This window comes from Paenibacillus sp. NPDC058367 (assembly GCF_042723305.1).
GTDB lineage: Bacteria > Bacillota > Bacilli > Paenibacillales > Paenibacillaceae > Paenibacillus_AQ.
The window spans coordinates 793,675-811,409 of the sequence record NZ_JBHXIZ010000003.1 but is presented as its reverse complement, the minus strand read 5'-3'; the positions used below and the strand labels follow the sequence as shown (position 1 = coordinate 811,409).

The 17,735-nt window shown below is 43.6% G+C and carries 17 protein-coding genes; 13 read left to right on the top strand and 4 right to left on the bottom strand.

From position 1 onward, the window contains the following. Positions 1-152 precede the first annotated feature (152 nt). The 7 genes from ACFWMP_RS20460 to ACFWMP_RS20430 all read left to right on the top strand — a co-directional run bounded on the left by ACFWMP_RS20460 (position 153) and on the right by ACFWMP_RS20430 (position 8,065). A complete protein-coding gene (locus ACFWMP_RS20460; RefSeq protein WP_042191081.1) occupies positions 153-434 on the top strand; it encodes a CD3324 family protein in 282 nt (93 codons plus the stop codon). 245 nt (positions 435-679) lie between these two features. Then, positions 680-1,984 carry a replication-associated recombination protein A gene (locus ACFWMP_RS20455; protein WP_076284834.1) on the top strand — a complete coding sequence of 435 codons (1,305 nt, stop codon included), beginning with the start codon at positions 680-682 and terminating at the stop codon, positions 1,982-1,984. Between the two features lie 375 nt (positions 1,985-2,359). After that, complete coding sequence (locus ACFWMP_RS20450; protein WP_042191077.1) at positions 2,360-3,376, top strand: ABC transporter ATP-binding protein; 1,017 nt, start codon at positions 2,360-2,362, stop codon at positions 3,374-3,376. Continuing rightward, entirely contained in the window at positions 3,363-4,298 is a 936-nt protein-coding gene (locus ACFWMP_RS20445; RefSeq protein WP_379424581.1) for an ABC transporter ATP-binding protein, read from the top strand. Before ACFWMP_RS20450 ends, ACFWMP_RS20445 begins: the two co-directional genes overlap by 14 nt. 4 nt (positions 4,299-4,302) lie before the next feature. Beyond that, positions 4,303-5,265 carry an oligopeptide ABC transporter permease gene (gene opp4B / locus ACFWMP_RS20440; protein WP_042191072.1) on the top strand — a complete coding sequence of 321 codons (963 nt, stop codon included), beginning with the start codon at positions 4,303-4,305 and terminating at the stop codon, positions 5,263-5,265. Between the two features lie 27 nt (positions 5,266-5,292). Further along, positions 5,293-6,198, top strand: coding sequence for an ABC transporter permease (locus ACFWMP_RS20435; RefSeq protein ID WP_042191070.1), 906 nt, complete (start codon positions 5,293-5,295; stop codon positions 6,196-6,198). A gap of 19 nt (positions 6,199-6,217) precedes the next feature. Beyond that, positions 6,218-8,065 (top strand): oligopeptide ABC transporter substrate-binding protein, encoded by a 1,848-nt coding sequence (locus tag ACFWMP_RS20430; protein ID WP_379424580.1) that lies wholly within the window; start codon positions 6,218-6,220, stop codon positions 8,063-8,065. 228 nt (positions 8,066-8,293) lie between these two features. Here ACFWMP_RS20430 and mnmA read toward each other — a convergent pair whose 3' ends face one another. Next, on the bottom strand, positions 8,294-9,415 hold the full coding sequence (gene mnmA / locus ACFWMP_RS20425) for a tRNA 2-thiouridine(34) synthase MnmA (protein WP_042194388.1): 1,122 nt from the start codon (positions 9,413-9,415) through the stop codon (positions 8,294-8,296). A gap of 292 nt (positions 9,416-9,707) precedes the next feature. On the opposite strand from mnmA, the gene cymR reads away from it, so the two are divergent. After that, a complete protein-coding gene (gene cymR, locus ACFWMP_RS20420) occupies positions 9,708-10,127 on the top strand; it encodes a cysteine metabolism transcriptional regulator CymR (protein ID WP_042191066.1) in 420 nt (139 codons plus the stop codon). Between the two features lie 212 nt (positions 10,128-10,339). Here cymR and ACFWMP_RS20415 read toward each other — a convergent pair whose 3' ends face one another. Both ACFWMP_RS20415 and ACFWMP_RS20410 read right to left on the bottom strand, forming a co-directional pair. Continuing rightward, positions 10,340-11,557 carry a sialidase family protein gene (locus ACFWMP_RS20415; protein WP_379424579.1) on the bottom strand — a complete coding sequence of 406 codons (1,218 nt, stop codon included), beginning with the start codon at positions 11,555-11,557 and terminating at the stop codon, positions 10,340-10,342. Between the two features lie 33 nt (positions 11,558-11,590). After that, entirely contained in the window at positions 11,591-11,956 is a 366-nt protein-coding gene (locus ACFWMP_RS20410) for a hypothetical protein (RefSeq protein ID WP_042191062.1), read from the bottom strand. Between the two features lie 199 nt (positions 11,957-12,155). On the opposite strand from ACFWMP_RS20410, the gene ACFWMP_RS20405 reads away from it, so the two are divergent. The 3 genes from ACFWMP_RS20405 (at position 12,156) to ACFWMP_RS20395 (ending at position 15,021) form a co-directional block, all read left to right on the top strand. Then, the gene (locus ACFWMP_RS20405; protein ID WP_379424578.1) at positions 12,156-12,530 is read left to right on the top strand and encodes a hypothetical protein; all 375 of its coding nucleotides are present in this window, start codon (positions 12,156-12,158) and stop codon (positions 12,528-12,530) included. A gap of 159 nt (positions 12,531-12,689) precedes the next feature. Next, a complete protein-coding gene (locus ACFWMP_RS20400) occupies positions 12,690-13,898 on the top strand; it encodes a glycosyltransferase family 2 protein (RefSeq protein WP_379424577.1) in 1,209 nt (402 codons plus the stop codon). A gap of 25 nt (positions 13,899-13,923) precedes the next feature. After that, positions 13,924-15,021 (top strand): glycosyltransferase family 4 protein, encoded by a 1,098-nt coding sequence (locus ACFWMP_RS20395; RefSeq protein WP_379424576.1) that lies wholly within the window; start codon positions 13,924-13,926, stop codon positions 15,019-15,021. 74 nt (positions 15,022-15,095) lie between these two features. Here the strand turns inward: ACFWMP_RS20395 and ACFWMP_RS20390 are convergent, their stop codons facing one another. Then, positions 15,096-15,770, bottom strand: coding sequence for an SOS response-associated peptidase (locus tag ACFWMP_RS20390; RefSeq protein WP_379424575.1), 675 nt, complete (start codon positions 15,768-15,770; stop codon positions 15,096-15,098). A gap of 125 nt (positions 15,771-15,895) precedes the next feature. On the opposite strand from ACFWMP_RS20390, the gene ACFWMP_RS20385 reads away from it, so the two are divergent. Both ACFWMP_RS20385 and ACFWMP_RS20380 read left to right on the top strand, forming a co-directional pair. Then, positions 15,896-16,345, top strand: a complete 450-nt coding sequence (locus tag ACFWMP_RS20385; protein ID WP_341129594.1) for a 2-thiouracil desulfurase family protein — start codon at positions 15,896-15,898, stop codon at positions 16,343-16,345. Positions 16,346-16,575: 230 nt separating this feature from the next. After that, the gene (locus ACFWMP_RS20380) at positions 16,576-17,721 is read left to right on the top strand and encodes a cysteine desulfurase family protein (protein WP_379424574.1); all 1,146 of its coding nucleotides are present in this window, start codon (positions 16,576-16,578) and stop codon (positions 17,719-17,721) included. The last annotated feature ends 14 nt before the right edge of the window (positions 17,722-17,735 follow it).

Sequence of the window (17,735 nt, the reverse complement as noted above, 5' to 3'; positions counted from 1 at the left end):
TAGAATGTAGACGCTACCAAGAGGTTTTTATATAATGAAATTACGGATTTTTCCAAATATGAGGAGAAGAAAGGAGGCAGGTGACGTGGAAATTACTTTATCAGTAGTTGACGGACGCATAGGAACACACCTGTTGAAGGAGGAAATGCAAGTTGAGTTATGTAAATGGGAAGGATGTGCTCCCCCCTGGCTTGCTCAAAGAGCTTCAGGGATACATCCAAGGTGAACTGCTCTACATCCCGAAGAAAACGGAAGAGCGGGTTAGATGGGGCGAGAACAGCGGTTCGAGGAAAGAGATAGCAAACCGCAATGAGGAAATTTTCAGTTGTCATCGAAAAGGCGATTCCGTAGCAGAGCTTCAGAAGAAGTATCATCTGTCGGAAGAGAGCATTCGAAAAATCATATCAAAAATGCGGCTGGCAATAAATTGCTAGCGTACAGTTCAAGCATAAATGCCTTTGGCGTCCCTATAAGGACGGTAAGCGTTTATGCGAGAAATAATAAGGATAAAGTATAGCGTGGAACCTATACTTTCGTATATTTTGAAAAAAGAGCATGGCTCCCGCCTTTCTAAGACGAGATCATGCTCTTTTTATTTTTTTTGTGAAAAATAAGTCTATGGTATGATAATGGGAGATGTACATTGGCTTTTATAAGAATATAGCAAGGAAGTGGAGTTATGGATTTATTTTCTATGGGAGAGGACAACGGGAGCGGACGGTTGCTTGCGGACCGAATGAGACCGGAGAATCTGGATGAATATATTGGTCAAGAACATATCATAGGCCGGGGAAAGCTGTTGCGAAGAGCGATCGAGGCAGACCAGGTCTCTTCGATTTTGCTCTATGGACCTCCTGGATGTGGCAAAACAACATTAGCTCATATCATTTCTCATCACACACAAGGTGAATTCGTACGCCTGAATGCGGTGGAGGCTTCTGTGAAGGATGTGCGGGAGGTCATTGAACGAGCTCAAAATAATAAAACACTTTACGGTTCTAAGACGATTCTTTTTCTGGACGAGGTACATCGGTTTAACAGTTCACGTCAGGATGCGCTATTGCCAGCAGTAGAAAAAGGTACCATTACATTTATTGGCGCAACTACGGAGAACCCGTTCCATTACGTTAACGGAGCACTTATGAGCCGTTCTACCTTGTTTCAGCTAGAGGCGCTAACGAGTGAACACAGTCTGGTCGCGATGCGCAGAGCTTTAGCAGACAAGGATAGAGGGCTTGGATTCATGGAGCTTCAGGTCGATGAAGAAGCATTACTGCATATTGCTACCATGGCTAATGGAGATATCAGGCGGGCTTTAAATGCTCTGGAACTTGCAGCGTTAACTACTGCTCCAGAGGTAGACGGGAGTGTGCATATCACGCTGGAGGTGGCGGAAGAGTCGATTCGGCGCCCCATTGTGAAGGCAGATGAATCGACGCAGTATGATGTTCTATCTGCTTTTCACAAAAGCATTCGAGGTTCTAGTGATGCTGCCTTGTTCTGGTTTCTGTATGCGGTAGAGAAATTGGGGATGGACCCGATGACTTTTATTCGTCGACTAATTGCAGCGAGCAGTGAGGATATCGGCTTAGCTAATCCCCAGGCTATGGTCCAAGCGGTGAGTGCGCTTGAAGCCTATAGAAATAACGGTTGGCCAGAAGCGAAGCTGAACATTGCGCAAGCCATTCTTTTCGCGGTGGAGAGTCCGAAGTCTAATGCCGTCTATACTGCTATTTCAAATGCAATGGCGAGTATGGATGAGATTAAATCCGCCGAGGTACCGCTACATTTACGTGATACACACTATAAAGGTGCTACTGCTCTAGGGCATGAAGGGTATCAATATCCGCACAATTTTCCGGGGCATTATGTGAAGCAGGAGTATCTGCCTAAGGAGATTTCTCAGCGTGTCTTTTATCAAGCGACCGAGCAAGGGAATGAAATTAAAATCCGTCATAACCAACGACTCCGACGAGAACAATAATCCACCAGTGACTGTAGTATCTTCCATTTTAATGCTAATAAGCAAATAAATTTAATGTAACACAAAAAAATATTTATTCCAAAAAAAGGCGGCCTAGAGCCGTTTTTTTTGTTGTCTGCGTTACTTTTAATCACATGAACGAATTTTTTTTATAGGAAAAGATTGATAATTTACCATAAGTTAATTAAAATGAACTACAAAGTTACGGAGAAACAAGTTTTAATTCCGATGGAAGTACTTGTACTATTCTTAATGGTGTTAATAATCATAACAGTCGATGTTTGATATGTTTCATGAAAAGAATGCTGTTATATCAAAATTTACATAATATTTCATTGGGTAAATTTTGAAACTTTTGCCGTTAGGGGGATTAATTTGAGCGAAGAATTACTAGAAATTAAGAATTTGTCCACATCGTTCAGAATCGTAGATGACTATTATGCTGCAGTAGACGATGTTACCCTGTCCGTTCGCAAAAATGAGATTCTTGCCATTGTTGGAGAATCCGGCTCAGGAAAAAGTGCGCTCGCCTTTTCAATTATGGGATTGCACACAAGGGCCAAAATAGACGGACAAATCAAATACAAGGGTCAGGATATCGTTACTATGTCTCCTGCTGCACTCAACAAGCTGCGCGGTCAAGAAATGTCCATGATTTTTCAAGATCCTTTATCCGCATTAAATCCACTCATGATTATCGGTTCACAGATTGAAGAAGTACTCATCCTGCATGATTCCAAGCTTTCGAAGAAGCAAAGAAAAGAGAAGGTCATTGATCTTTTGACCAAGGTTGGAATCTCCCGTCCCGAACATACATATCAGCAGTATCCCCACGAATTATCTGGTGGAATGAGGCAGAGGGTTGTGATTGCTATTGCGATTGCCAACGGCCCCAAGCTTTTGATCGCCGATGAGCCGACTACGGCACTAGATGTAACCATCCAATTGCAAATTCTTGAACTTATAAAAAAATTAAAAAACGATATGCAAGCAGGCATTATTTTAATTACCCATGATCTAGGGGTTGTCAGTGAAATGGCTGACCGGGTTGCGGTAATGTACGCCGGGCAAATCGTAGAAATCGCAGATATTTATACGTTAACGTCTAATCCGAAGCATCCATATACAAGATCCTTGTTGAACTCCATTCCAACCGTTAAAGAAGAGAAGTCTAGACTTCATGTGATTCAGGGAATTGTCCCACCATTACAGAATCTTCCGCGTAAAGGATGCCGTTTCGCGGCCCGAACACCTTGGATTCCGGAATGGGAGCATGAGGAAAATCCGCAGCTGCATGAAGTAGCTCCAGGGCATTTTGTTCGCTGCACCTGCCATAATAACTTTCATTTCCCGGATACTAACGAGGAGGCAATCTACAATGGGACTTCTTGAGGTTAAAAATTTAGCAGTTCATTTTCCAATCCACGGCGGCGTTTTTCGAAGGGAAATTGGCGTAGTCAAGGCAGTTGATAATGTTAGTTTTACTATTGAAGCAGGCAAAACCTACGGTTTGGTTGGTGAATCCGGATCAGGTAAAACGACTACTGGTCGTGGAATCATTGGACTCAATTCTATTACTAGAGGCAGTGTGATTTTTGAAGGACAGGATTTGGCTTCAAAGGGTGTACGTAAGCAAAAAAATATCCGCAAGGACATTCAGATGATCTTTCAGGATCCGTACTCTTCCTTGAATCCTAAGAAACGTGTGCTGGATATTATTGCTGAACCCTTACGTAATTTCGAAAAGATGTCTCCGGGCGAAGAAAAAAGACGTGTGCAGGAATTGCTTTTGCAGGTTGGATTAAGCCCTGAAAATATTCTTAAATATCCGCATGAATTCTCAGGCGGTCAACGGCAGCGGATCGGTATTGCAAGAGCTATTGCGCTCAAACCGAAGTTGATTATTGCGGATGAACCTGTCTCTGCGCTGGATGTTTCCGTACAGGCACAGGTGCTCAATTTTATGCAGGATATTCAAAAAGAACTGAATCTTACGTTTCTGTTCATCAGTCATGATCTCGGAATCATTAGGCATATGTGTGATCACATTGGGATTATGTATAAAGGACGTCATGTGGAGCAAGGGACTGCTAAAGATATTTTTGACAATCCTCGCCATATTTATACCAAACGTCTAATTGCTGCCATTCCTGATATTGATCCTAAGCAAAGAGAGAAGCAGACGGAGTTTAGAAAATCAGTAAGTCTGGAATATGAACAAGCGCACCGGAATTATTTTGATGAACAAGGCATGCCTTATCCATTGAAATCCATTTCCGAGACTCATCTGGTAGCCTTGCCTGAGAAAGGTTGAGAATATGTGGAAGATTATTGTTCGTAGAATTCTTATTATGATTCCTCAAATATTTCTATTAAGTATTCTTGTTTTTCTAATGGCGAAGGCGATGCCGGGAGATGCGTTATCAGGGATGCTTGATCCAAATATTGATCCTGCGGCCATCGATGCGATGAGAGAAAAACTAGGCTTAAATGATCCGTGGTACATCCAGTACTGGGATTGGATCACTAAAGCGATTCAAGGTGATTTTGGTCAATCCTTCCGTTTCAAAATGCCTGTATCAGAGCTTATCGGTCAACGCCTCATGAATACACTTTGGCTGGCGATTGTCACGCTGATCCTTACATACCTTATTGCTATTCCACTTGGTATTACTAGCGGTCGTTATAACGATTCATGGCTGGATCGCCTCATTACTGGATACACCTATATTGGCTTTGCCGCACCATTGTTTATTTTCGCTCTCTTAATGGTATGGCTCTTCGGATTTCATCTTCATTGGTTTCCTACTAGCGGCAGTGTTAGTCCTGGAGAAGTTCCGGGTACACTAAGCCACTTCTGGAGTAAATTCTATCATCTGCTACTGCCCGCGTTATCAATGGCGCTGATTGCAACGGTGGGGACAGTACAATACCTGCGGAATGAGATTATTGATACGAAACAAAAGGATTTCATCCTCACCGCAAGAGCAAAAGGTGCTTCAGAGTCGCGCGTCTACAATCGACATATATTGAGAAATTCCTTACTGCCAATTGCTGCATTTTTCGGATATGAGATTACTGGACTGATCGGCGGAACGGTGTTCGTTGAAAGCATCTTTAGTTATCCGGGTATGGGTATGTTGTTCCTCAGTTCGATAACAATTCGGGATTTCAGCGTAGTAACGGCTCTCGTTCTTCTATATGGGATTGCTGCCATCGTCGGTGCGTTGTTATCAGATATTATCTTAAGTATCGTAGATCCGCGTATCCGGATTAAATAAGAAGATGAACACTTTGAGGTGAATAAAATGGCAAAGACAAGCGCAGAGTTAGCTCTGCTGCAGGAAACAGATAAAAGTCCATCAGGCTTCAGGATTGTTTGGCGTGAGATCGTGCGGGATAAACTGGCTTTGGTCTCACTGATTTTCCTATTTACGATTATTGCCGCCGTTTATGGGATTTCCTTATTTTTAGATCAAAAAGAGATTGTTACGGTTGACTTGTTCGCACTGTATGAGAAGCCTTCGGCTGTACATTGGCTGGGGACCGATTATGGAGGGCGGGATGTATTCGGTCAATTAATTATAGGCACACGAAATTCCATGTCGATTGCTTTTATGGTTACTTTTTTTACGGGAATCATTGGGATTCTAGTAGGTTTGTTCTCTGGATACTTTGGGGGAACGATAGATAATATTTCGATGCGTGTTGTAGATTTCTTCATGATTCTACCCTTTCTAATGATTGTTATAGCTTTTGTAAGTGCAGTTCCTAAATACAATACGTTAACCTTCTCCTTTATCATGACTGCCTTTCTATGGATGGGGATTGCCAGGTTAATACGTTCCAAAACGCTACAAGAGAAGGAACTCGATTACGTTCAGGCATCAAAGACATTAGGTTCCTCCAATCTTAAAATTATGTTCTCACAAGTGCTGCCAAACTTAAGCTCAATCATTATCGTCACGATGACTTTGAATTTGGCAGCTAATATTGGATTGGAATCAGGCCTATCCTTTCTAGGTTTTGGTTTTCCGGAAAGTACACCCAGTCTGGGCACTCTAGTGAGCTATGCGAGAAATCCGCAGACACTTGAGTTCAGATGGTGGATCTGGTTACCCGCATCACTGCTGATCTTGGTGTTGATGTTGAGTATAAATAATGTGGGTCAAGCGCTCAAACGTGCGACCGACGCAAGACAAAGAAAAGGATAATAAGGGAGGAAATGATTAAATGAGAAAACCCATCCGTTCAAAGGCACTACTAGTTTCATTAATGTTTGTAATGTTGTTCGCCCTTGCAGCCTGTGGCTCCAAGAACAACAACGGAGCGGCTGAGTCAACAGCAGCACCAAGTGCCAGTGCTCCTGCGGAAACCGCAGAAGCGACGGCAGCACCTGAAGCAGAAGACGGACTTTATAACATTAAAGATTTCAGTAACATTAAGACAAATCAAGGTGAAGCTATTGATGGAGGCTCGATTACTTTTGGTCTCGTTTCCGACAGTCCATTTGAAGGTACTTTGAACTGGAACTTCTATTCCGGAGATCCGGATGCACAAGTGTTGAATTGGTTTGATGAAGGTTTGTTAACATGGGATAAAGATTATGTATATACAAATGATGGTGCAGCAACGTATGAAGTCTCGGAGGATGGACGTACCTTTACCTTTACGATTCGCGACAATGTGAACTGGCAGGACGGCAAGCCAGTAACAGCAGAAGATTGGTTGTTCGCGCATGAGGTTATTGGTAATCCGAAATATGATGGACCACGTTATGGTTCTGACTTTACGAATATTGAAGGTATGGATGAGTACCACTCCGGTAAGGCCAAGACCATTTCTGGAATTAAGGTGCTGGGTGATAAGAAACTGCAAATTACTTATCTGAAATCTACACCTTCTCTGTTAACAGGTGGGGTATGGATTTATCCGTTAGCCAAACATATCTTTGGTGGCATGGATGTTGCCAAAATTTCCTCTTCTCCTGAATTACGTCAAAAGCCGATTGGCTTTGGAGCTTTCAAAGTGGAAAGTATTATTCCTGGTGAATCTGTAGTATTCGTTAAGAATGACGATTACTGGCGTGGAGCTCCTAAACTGGATAAGGTAATTCTGAAGGTTATCAACCCTACAACGATTGTACAGGAGTTGAAATCTGGTGGAGTTGATTTAGTGGATTCCTTCCCTGTTGATCAATTCCCGGATAATGCAAAGATGTCAAACGTTGAATTCCTGGGTGCGATAGACCGTGCTTATACGTATATTGGATTTAAGCTGGGGAAATGGGATGCAGAGAAAAAAGTCGTTGCTACCGATCCTAAAGCTAAAATGGCGGATGTGAACCTGCGTAAAGCCATGTGGGCTGCTGTAGACAATGATACAGTGGGTAAGAAATTCTATAATGGTCTTCGCTGGAATGCGACAACTTTAATTCCACCTTCCCATCCGGAATTCCATGATGCTACTAATCCGGGTGTAGCTTACGATCAAGAAGCCGCCAAGAAAATTTTGGATGATGCAGGTTATAAGCTTAATGGTGAATTTAGAACGAATCCAGATGGCAGCGAGCTGAAGATTAATTTCATTTCGATGACTGGTGGAGACATTGCTGAACCGCTGGCTCAATATTATGTACAATCCTGGAAAGCAATTGGCTTGAATGTAACTTTGGAAATGGTAGAGTTTAATACCTTCTATGATCGTATTGGTCAAAATGGTGAGGATGATCCTACCGTTGATGTGTATCAAGGCGCTTGGGGTGTAGGGATTGACGTCGACCCAACAGGTCTATACGGTAAAGATGCAATCTATAACTTCCCTCGTTATGCAAGTGCAGAGAATGATCGTTTGCTCGCCGAAGGGGTTTCCGAGGCTGCATTTGATGTAGACAAACGTAAAGAGATCTATAAAGAGTGGCAACAGCTCATGGTAAACGAAATTCCAGTATTCCCAACACTTTATCGTGCAGTAGTAGTCCCAGTTAACAACCGTGTCCTGAATTATGCGATTGGTGATGGAACTGGACTTTACTATAATGATATCGCAGTTTCTGCGGATAAAGCTGCAGTAGCTCAGTAAATAGAAACAACACAGAACAGCAGTTCAGGGAGAGCTTCCTGAACTGCTGTTTGTTTATTTCTATTTGAAGCGTTCATTTGGTTATTATTCGCTTCAAAGTCGGTTAGTTGTATTTCATGCAACTAAAACCTAAATGTTAGAGCTAAGAATGTAATATAACAGTACATACTACAGCTATTTCTTGTGTTTTCGTATATTAGAGTTAATGTTGTAAGTTATAGAATACACTTAAGCTTGCGCTGAAGGAACAACCTTCTCGGCATATTCTATCGTTCCGCCACCGAGACATTGCTCACCGAGATAGAAGACAACGGCTTGGCCAGGTGTTATCGCTTTTTGTGGAACATCAAAGTCTACGTTTATCGTTCCGTCTTCCCGTGCTGTAAGGGTCACGCCCTGATCAGGCTGGCGATAGCGGAATTTGGCGGTGCATTTTAGAGGCTCAAGACCTAGCTCTTGCCCTTTAATCCAGTTTACACCGGAGGCAATCAGACTAGTGGAGTACAGGCTGTGGTGCTTGTCTCCTTGAACTACATAAAGAATGTTGCGGCTAAGGTCTTTTTCGGCTACAAACCAAGGTTCACCGTTACCGGAGCCACCAATGCCAAGGCCTTGGCGTTGACCCAATGTATAGTACATAAGTCCATCGTGGCGGCCTTTGATTTCTCCAGTTGTTATATCTACCATATCACCCGATTGTGCTGGAAGATACTGGCTGAGAAATTCGCGGAAGTTACGCTCACCGATGAAGCAAACGCCTGTGCTATCTTTTTTCTTGGCAGTATAGAGTCCGGCTTCTTCGGCAATTCTCCGGACTTCCGGTTTCGGAAGATGACCAATCGGGAACATTGCTTTAGACAGTTGATACTGTCCCAGCGCATTCAAGAAATAGGTCTGGTCTTTATTGTTGTCTACACCGCGGAGCAGCTTGTACATTCCATCTTCTTCAATAACACGCGCATAATGTCCAGTCGCTACATAATCGGCGCCAAGCTGAAGGGCTTTGTTCAGGAACTCTCCGAACTTGATCTCTCGGTTGCACATGACGTCTGGATTCGGCGTCCGGCCGGCCTTATATTCATCGAGGAAATACGAAAATACTTTGTCGAAGTATTCCTTCTCGAAATTAACGGTATAGTAAGGAATATCAATCTGCTCGCATACGCGGCGAACATCCTCTGCATCGCTTTCGGCTGTACATACTCCGAATTCGTCGGTATCGTCCCAATTTTTCATAAAGATGCCGATGACGTCATAGCCCTGCTGCTTGAGCAGAAGCGCCGTGACGGAGGAATCGACCCCTCCGGACATGCCGACGACGACACGGGTGTCTTGTTTTGCTTTTGTCATCGTAATCACCATTTCTGTACCCAAAATACCGGTCATTCATGGAACACCCGGCTCAAAATGTATTATAACATACCTGTCTACTGTAAAGCCTAAAATAAGAGGCTGAGAATAGAAAAATGTCCACCAGGGGTGAACATTCTTGCAAAATGTTTCGTTTGCCATTTCATTTGTGACTTCGAATATGATAACATAAACTAAGAGTAATCATCGGAATACCTTGATATGACAAACGCATGACTTACCGAATCAATAGTATACAATAACTAGACACTAAACCGAAAGAGGTGCCCCTTTGAAAATATCAACCAAAGGACGTTACGGACTAACAATTATGATGGAGCTTGCACTGAAATTTGGTGAAGGACCGACCTCACTTAAGAGTATCGCTGAGAAAAATGGACTTTCTGAACACTATCTGGAGCAGCTAATTGCTCCTCTGCGTAACGCAGGACTGGTAAAAAGTATTCGTGGTGCATACGGTGGATACATTTTATCACGTGAGGCTAGTGCTATCACAGCGGGTGACATCATTCGTGTGCTAGAGGGCCCAATTTCTCCAGTAGATTTTACTGAAGAAGATGATGCAGCAAAACGCGATTTATGGCTGCGTATTCGCGATAGCATCGCCGACGTACTAGATTCCACGACTCTTCATGACTTGATTAATTATAAAGAAGAGAGCTTGGCTGACAACTATATGTTCTATATATAGTTAATGTATTTGGAATAAAAAACTTAAAGTTATAGCATTATCGATGTTTAAGCCCCCTTTTTGGGGGCTTTTTTAATGGGAAAAGTAGTCAATGAAGCTTGTCATCTCGATTACCGGGAGAAAGGTCCAGGTTACTCTCGTTACGCAAAAAAAAGGATGCCCTATATTCGTTCGGCATCCTTTTAATTAATCATCAGAAGTTTATTAATAGCTTATTGATTATCACCAAACCAGATGTTCTCAGTACCGGTCCGCGTGTCCGTCCATACGCTCACTAGACGGCCTGTTTGGGGGACAATGGCATTGCCGATGTAGTCCCCAATTAGGGGAATACCGGTGACGTCAAAGGAAGTTGTCGTTATACGGGTGTTTGTAAACGTCATCCCCCCATCTCTAGATGTAGCTAGATAAACATCAAGGTTGAGGGGATTGACTCGATTAGTGTAATAGGTAACGAATATTGCGCCATCCGCAGGGGACACGGTGATGGCTGGGAAAAAGTTTTGGGAGCCCGCTGGACTGCCCGTAATGGAGATTGGTGTACCCCAATCCACACCGAAATTGGTGGAAGTAGCAAGAAAAATATCGGAATAACCTTCTCGAAAATCTTGCCATACAGCATAGACATTACCTTGCGTCGTCGGTGCATTAGAAATATCCGCTGCGAGGGAAGGGTATGTCAGACATCTAAATGTATATCCCGGCAATGGATCTGGTGGGACTACAACGCTGGCGACCATGGTTTCAGGGGTGAAACTGACCCCGCCGTCTGGGGATGTGCGAATTTTAAGATCAGTATTACCGGGAGGCTGATTGATCCATCCCACGACAACAATCCCGTTTAATGTAATTGCTATACCGGGGAATTCTTCAAATTCTTCGACCGAAGACAGCAGGGCAGGACTGAAATAAGTATTACCGCTATCTAGGGAACGATTGAAGAATATCGTATTTCCTGGTATGAATTGTGTGTTGTAATCATGCGTATAACCAGTATATACATTTCCAAAAAAGGGACTTGATCCAGCCTTGTCGGTGACAACGACCACCTGGTCATCATTCACAAACTGTCCAAACCCTTGATTCACGATGACTGGCGGTCCGAATGAAGAGGCGTTGTCGACAGAGGTATAGGAAACGATCGACCCGCTGAGACCATCTGAATCGAAGGCGTGAGCCAATACTACGAACGTGGTCGGAAAAATATAATCAATATGTGGTGCTTCGATGCCTGCAAATCCTGTCGGTAACGGTAATAACGTTGTTGTCCAAGTGGCACCTGCGTCAATAGATTTGTACAAACCTATATTGGGAGGGCCTGTTCGAAGATCTACAGCTACGGCGACCATAACCGAAGGATTAAGCCAATTTACCGCGATGGTGGGCTCGAATTGAGTGCTTGTGCTCGGCGAAAGTTGAATATTAACCATGCAAAGCTCCTTTCGTCATAGAGTTTTCGGTACTTACGGGTTCAGCTGAGCTATGAAAGTAAGTTCGGATTGCAGCACTCTTTGATGGGGGATGACGTTTCCTGACGAATCCGTTCCGAACACCGTGATAATCGTGTCTGCCGGTGCGTTTCCAGTTACGAGAAATTGGACTTCATAAGCTGAATTGCCTGCGATATTAAAACTGAGAAACTGGCTGGTGTTCGCATTAACATTTAATGAGTTGGAGTAGACTAAACCTTTACTAACCAAGGTATTCCATACGTAAACGTGATAGACTACGTTAGATGAAAAACTAAGGTTGTCATTATCGATATTAATGACCACGTTGGATGCTGGGGTAGTCCCTGTGTTCGTAATGATGCCTGTTGTTGTTGCCATGAGCTTCACCTCTTTATTAGTTTGCTATATATATATGAATTGAGATTCATTGTGTTTGGACAAGGGAATCAGAAAAATCGCGGAAATTGGAAATATGAGAGGTATGCTATTATTCCATGAATCTCCCCTTCCTCTTGCCTCGCAACTTACAAATTAATCCTGAATAAATTGATAGAAAATGAGGGGAGGAGTGATGGAAATGGCTTTTACAACAGGTCTTATTACTAATACGAGAGCTACTGGTACTGCAGCAAGTAATGTAGTGGTCAGCGTTCGCAACACAAGTAACGCGAGTGCAATGATGATCGTCGAAGTTTTCGGCGTTCCGTATTCAACGCTTGCACTAACACCGCTTTATGTCACAGGTTATTATGTTCCAGCAATGAGTTCTGATATCAGAGAGTTCTTCATTGCAGGGAATGTCGCTTACGAGGTTCAGGTAAGTAGTCCTTATCCATTGGCTAATGTGGTGTGCTCCATGTACGGATTGGACGAGTTCGGAAATCTTGTTACAGAACAAAGAGTGCTTCAATCTGAATTAACGGAGATTACTGCACTTTCTTTACCTGTATAACAGTATTTTTGGGAAATCAAGAAGCAGCCACCGATGAGAATTGGGTGGCTGCTTCTTTTTTTTAGGCGCAATAAAAGCTCTTAGAGGCATTCACACAGGCACAAAGGTGGAATTTAAATATACTAATTTTATACTCCAATGTAGAGAGAGGTAAAAATCATGGCGGATGTAGGAGTAGTTATGCCTTTGTATACCCAAAAGCCGGAATTCCTCCGGCAAGCTCTGGAGTCTGTTCTGCGCCAAACCTTCACCGAATTTCGACTGATCATTGTAATTGATGGTGCGCCAGATATGGAACCGCTTGTGAGATCAATAATTGCCGAGGATCCAAGGGTAACTATTATCTCTTATGTACAGAACAGGGGTATTGCACATGCGCTGAATACGGGCTTTGATCTTTTATTTAGCGAACCCAGTATTCAGTATTTGAGCTGGGTCTCCAGCGATAATGTTTATGAACCCCGTTTTCTCGAAATCCTTCGAGGTGCACTAGTGAAGGGGCCGCAGGAGCTAGGAATCGTGTACAGTTCTTTTCAAAGTATAGATAACGAGGGAAACCTACTTCATAACGAGCATCAGCTAGCTACTCAGCGAAATTACCAGTCACAGCCCAAAGAGAGATTGCTGGATTACTCGCTTATTGGTGTTTCTTTCATGTACAAATCGCAGGTTGCGAAGCTTGTTGGGGGGTACGGAATGGAGCCGGTGGAGGATTATGATTACTGGCTGAGACTTGCTGAACATTGTGATATTCGCTTTATCCCCGTGGAGCTGGTGAATTATCGCGTGGACTCTACCTTTAGTGTATCTGCACAGTTACATTCCACTGAAAATCATCGGAGATGGAGATATACGTACCACTTGACCCGCCATCAGGCGCGATTCCGTAGAGGGATTCGTCCTATGATTACCGTTTTATTTCCTGTAGTAAATGCTGGTGCGGAGGAAATAGCGAGGATAGAGAATTTGTATGAACAGACGTATAGCAATTATGAGTGTCGGGTGCTGGATTTATCCCTTACGGGTCAACCATCTGTTCTAATAGGTTCAATCCCTCATCCTGCAACAGAGTTTGTTTACATGCCAGGAGTTGTGGAGTCGCACGCGATTTGTGGAGCGCTAGAGCACTTGGCCACTCCCTACACGATAGTTTTAGGTCCCAAGATTTTCATTGGAGCACTCGATATTGAATACATGCTGGAGGCTTTGATTACTACCGGTGGAGACACGATCTCCAATTATTATACAGATGATCATAGCTTGATTGGATTCCGGCATAGACATGTCCCATCGACTAAAAATCACTACTATAATGAGCTGTTTCGAAGCACAGACTTGTATGATTTGTTGAAGATCTATTTTTCCTAAAATAATATGTGAATGAGTGATCGTAATGAAGATTTTGTTCACCTTCTTCAACCCGAGCGGCGGCATGCAGACCCTGAACCGAGTGCGCTGCCAAGCATTACATGATCGCGGTGTAGAGTGTCATTTGCTGTACACACACCCTGGAAAAGGGCAGCAAAATATCCCTAATATTCAAACCTATATTACCAATAATGATGACGAGATCAGGGGACTGCTCACTCGGGAAGCTTTTGACTTGATTGTAGTGTGTACGGATATTTACTTAGCGGAGCGGTTCAGAGGGTTTGGTTACAAGGGGCCGCTTGTTTTTGAGGTGCAGGGATTGGGGACCTTAGATGAAGCGGAGCAAGTTATTAGTAATTTTAATGAGCGGATTCACAAGCTAACCGATGCACTGCTCTATCCAGAAACCACCCATTTGCAGACGCTTTTTAAAGGTGGATTTCCATCTATTCCTCAATATTGCTTTGACAATCCGATCGATTGCGATCAGTTTGGATATACCAATTATCCCGCAAAAAGCTTTCCCATCCTCGGCTGGGTGGGACGAATTCAAACGAATAAGAACTGGAGAGAATTTCTACAAATCGGACAACGGCTGCTGGCGATCCATCCTGAGCTTTATTTATGGATTTTTCAGGACGATACTTTGTTTGAGCCGGAGCAAAAAGAGAGCTTCGAACAATTTGTAGCCGAGACTGGGATTTCCTCACGTTTGATTTCGCATTCCAATGTTCCTCACGGGCAAATGGCAGATTATATGAGCATTATTGGTGATTCGGGTGGTCTACTCTGTTCCACCTCTATTCTCGAGGGATTTGGGTACGCCGTAGCCGAGGCAATGTTGTGTCGTTGTCCTGTTCTTACTACGGATTCGGATGGCATTCGGAGACTTGTCATTAATAATCATACTGGAAAAATATACACAAGAGGGCAGCTGGATGAAGCTGTGAATGCTGCTTTATCTTTAATGCATGATCCAGCACTGCGGGACAGAATTAGGATGAATGGCGAATGGCATATTCGAAACAATCTTTCCTCCGGGCTGTATGCGGATAGATTTCTCCAGATGTCTCATCAATTGATGAGACGCCGGTCTAAGATCGAGCGTCGATGGTCTTAACTCTGCGGTTATGCCGCAGGGTTAAGATGTTTTTTAATATAAGAATTTATATGCTTACGTTATAAATTATCCTTCTATTTCTGTGCCTCTTCAATTAATTCCTTTGCATCATTCCGAACATTTCCGACAGCCGTGGAAACTGGATAGGCTCGCATTAGTTGTTGATCATACGGTTTCAGGAGCTTTATTAGAGAAGTGGTGTCCTGATTGCCCCGATCCAGCCATTCTGTCTCATCCTCAGGCTTCAAAATAACCGGCATGCGATTATGGATTTCAGCCATAAGCTCGTTCGGAGTAGTCGTTATAATCGTGCAGGTACTTAGTTTATTACCCTCAGGGTCCATCCAAATATCATATAATCCGGCCATAGAGAAAATACCTCCATCGCGCATCATGATCCGCATGGGTTGTTTGCTGCTGCCCTGCACCTTCCATTCGTAGAAGCCGTCAGATGGGATGATGCAGCGGCGTGAGCTTACTAAGCGCTTGAAAGAAGGTTTCTCCAGCAGCGATTCTGCCCGGGCATTGATCATTTTATTGCCGATTTTGTCATCCTTTGCCCATGAAGGAACCAGGCCCCAACGCAGTTCCCCGAGCTTATTGCTGGAACCTGTATTAATGACTGCCGGAATTTGCTGCATGGGCGCGGCGTTATATTTAGGGGAATAGTGGATAATGGTTGAATCATTCGCAAAATATCTGACCATCAACTCTTCCATAGTGACGGTTATTGTATAGCGTCCGCACATTATTTACACTCCCCAGTCAGTAGATTAGAAGTTCACTCCGTTTACAGCTTAATTTCATCATGTTATGCTCGGAATATTTCTTATTATAAACGAAGCGGAATGAATGAAGAAAGAGGTGCTCATTGGTGATTTTGGTAAGCTCTTGTCTAGCTGGCATGAAGGTGAGATATAATGGTACGGATTGTTTGGATGAGAAAATTCAGAAGCTTTTGAATGAGAATCAAGCGATTGCTGTGTGTCCAGAGTTGCTGGGGGGATTCTCAACGCCTAGAGAACCAGCCGAAATCATTGGTGGGAATGGCGAGGATGTGCTGGCAGGGACGGCTAAAGTAGTGGATCGATCAGGTACAGATGTTACAGATATGTATTTAGAGGGTGCTTATATTACGCTTGCAAAAGCCCAAGAGGTATCAGCTACGATGGTAGTGCTTAAAGAAAACAGTCCTTCTTGCGGCAGCAGTATGATTTATAATGGGGAATTCAAAGGGAAGAAAATAGCCGGAAACGGCGTTACTACAGCTTTACTTAGAAAAAATGGCATTGAGGTAACCTCTGAAGAGAACTGGCTACTATAATCCTAGCTTTCATAGGGAAATGATTACAATATTGTGTTCTTTCGCTTGTGGAAAACTCACTTCTCGCGCGGTATAATTTAATAGTTCCAAGTATAAACGCCTTCGGCGTCCTTTTTAGGACGGTTAGCGTTTAAGCGAGAAATATAAGGATAATGTATAATGTGAAACTTATACCTTCTTATATTTTTAGAAGAACTAGTTTCCTATACTCTAGAAGCGGAGAAATGAATATGAAATCCATCTATTTGGACCACGCCGCATCAACCCCGGTTCATCCCGAGGTGGCTAAGGTCATGCTGAATATAATGACAGAACAATACGGAAATGCATCGAGTGTACATCAGTTCGGGCGTTCAGCTAAAAGAATATTGAACGGGGCGCGCGATAATATCGCCGCCTTTTTGGGCTGTTCACCTGACGAGTGGGTGTTCACTGGAGGCGGCACCGAGAGTGACAATTTAGCACTCTATGGAGCAGCAGCTGCAGTTTCCCATAAAGGAAAACATATTATCACCACCCAGATCGAGCATCATGCAGTGTTACATACCTGCGAAGAGCTAGAGAAGGAAGGCTTCAAAGTTACCTATCTCCCTGTGGATTCGACGGGTAGGGTATCTGTTACAGACGTAGAGGCTGCATTGCAGGAAGACACGGTGTTGATCAGCGTAATGTATGCCAATAATGAAGTCGGCACCGTTCAGCCTATCCAGGAGATCGGTCAGCTTGCTAGAGAACGGGGAATTCTGTTCCATGTAGATGCTGTACAAGCTCTAGGTGCACTCCCTATTACACTCCGAGAGCTTCCAGTAGATTACATGAGCTTTACTGCTCATAAGATCAATGGGCCTCAAGGGATCGGTGGTTTATACGTTCGAAGCGGAGCGCCACTGCATCCAAGACTTCATGGCGGCCTTCAGGAGCGCGGCAGACGTGCCGGAACAGAGAATCTAGCAGGAGCAGCTGGGTTTGCCAAAGCCGTTGAAATAGCGGTTAAGGATCTGTCAGAACGTCAACAGAATATGAAGCTCCTACGCAGTAGACTACTCGAGGAGTTGGATACTCTGATTGGACGGGAGCGTTACTCGCTTAACGGTAATACCGAGGAGTTTTTGCCTAGTATTCTGAATTTGAGCTTCCCAGGGGCTGGGACAGATGTTATGCTGATGAACCTGGATATGGAGGGGATTGCGGCAGCAAGTGGTTCGGCTTGCACCTCAGGATCCCTGGAAATATCTCATGTTCTGAAAGCAATGGGACTTCCCCAAAATATTTTAGAGTCTGCGATTCGATTTAGTATCGGTTTGGGTAATACTACTGAAGAAATCGAGTACGTTGCTCGAAAAGTTGAAACCATTTTGAATCGCCTACGTAAATGAGACTAGTTACTCTA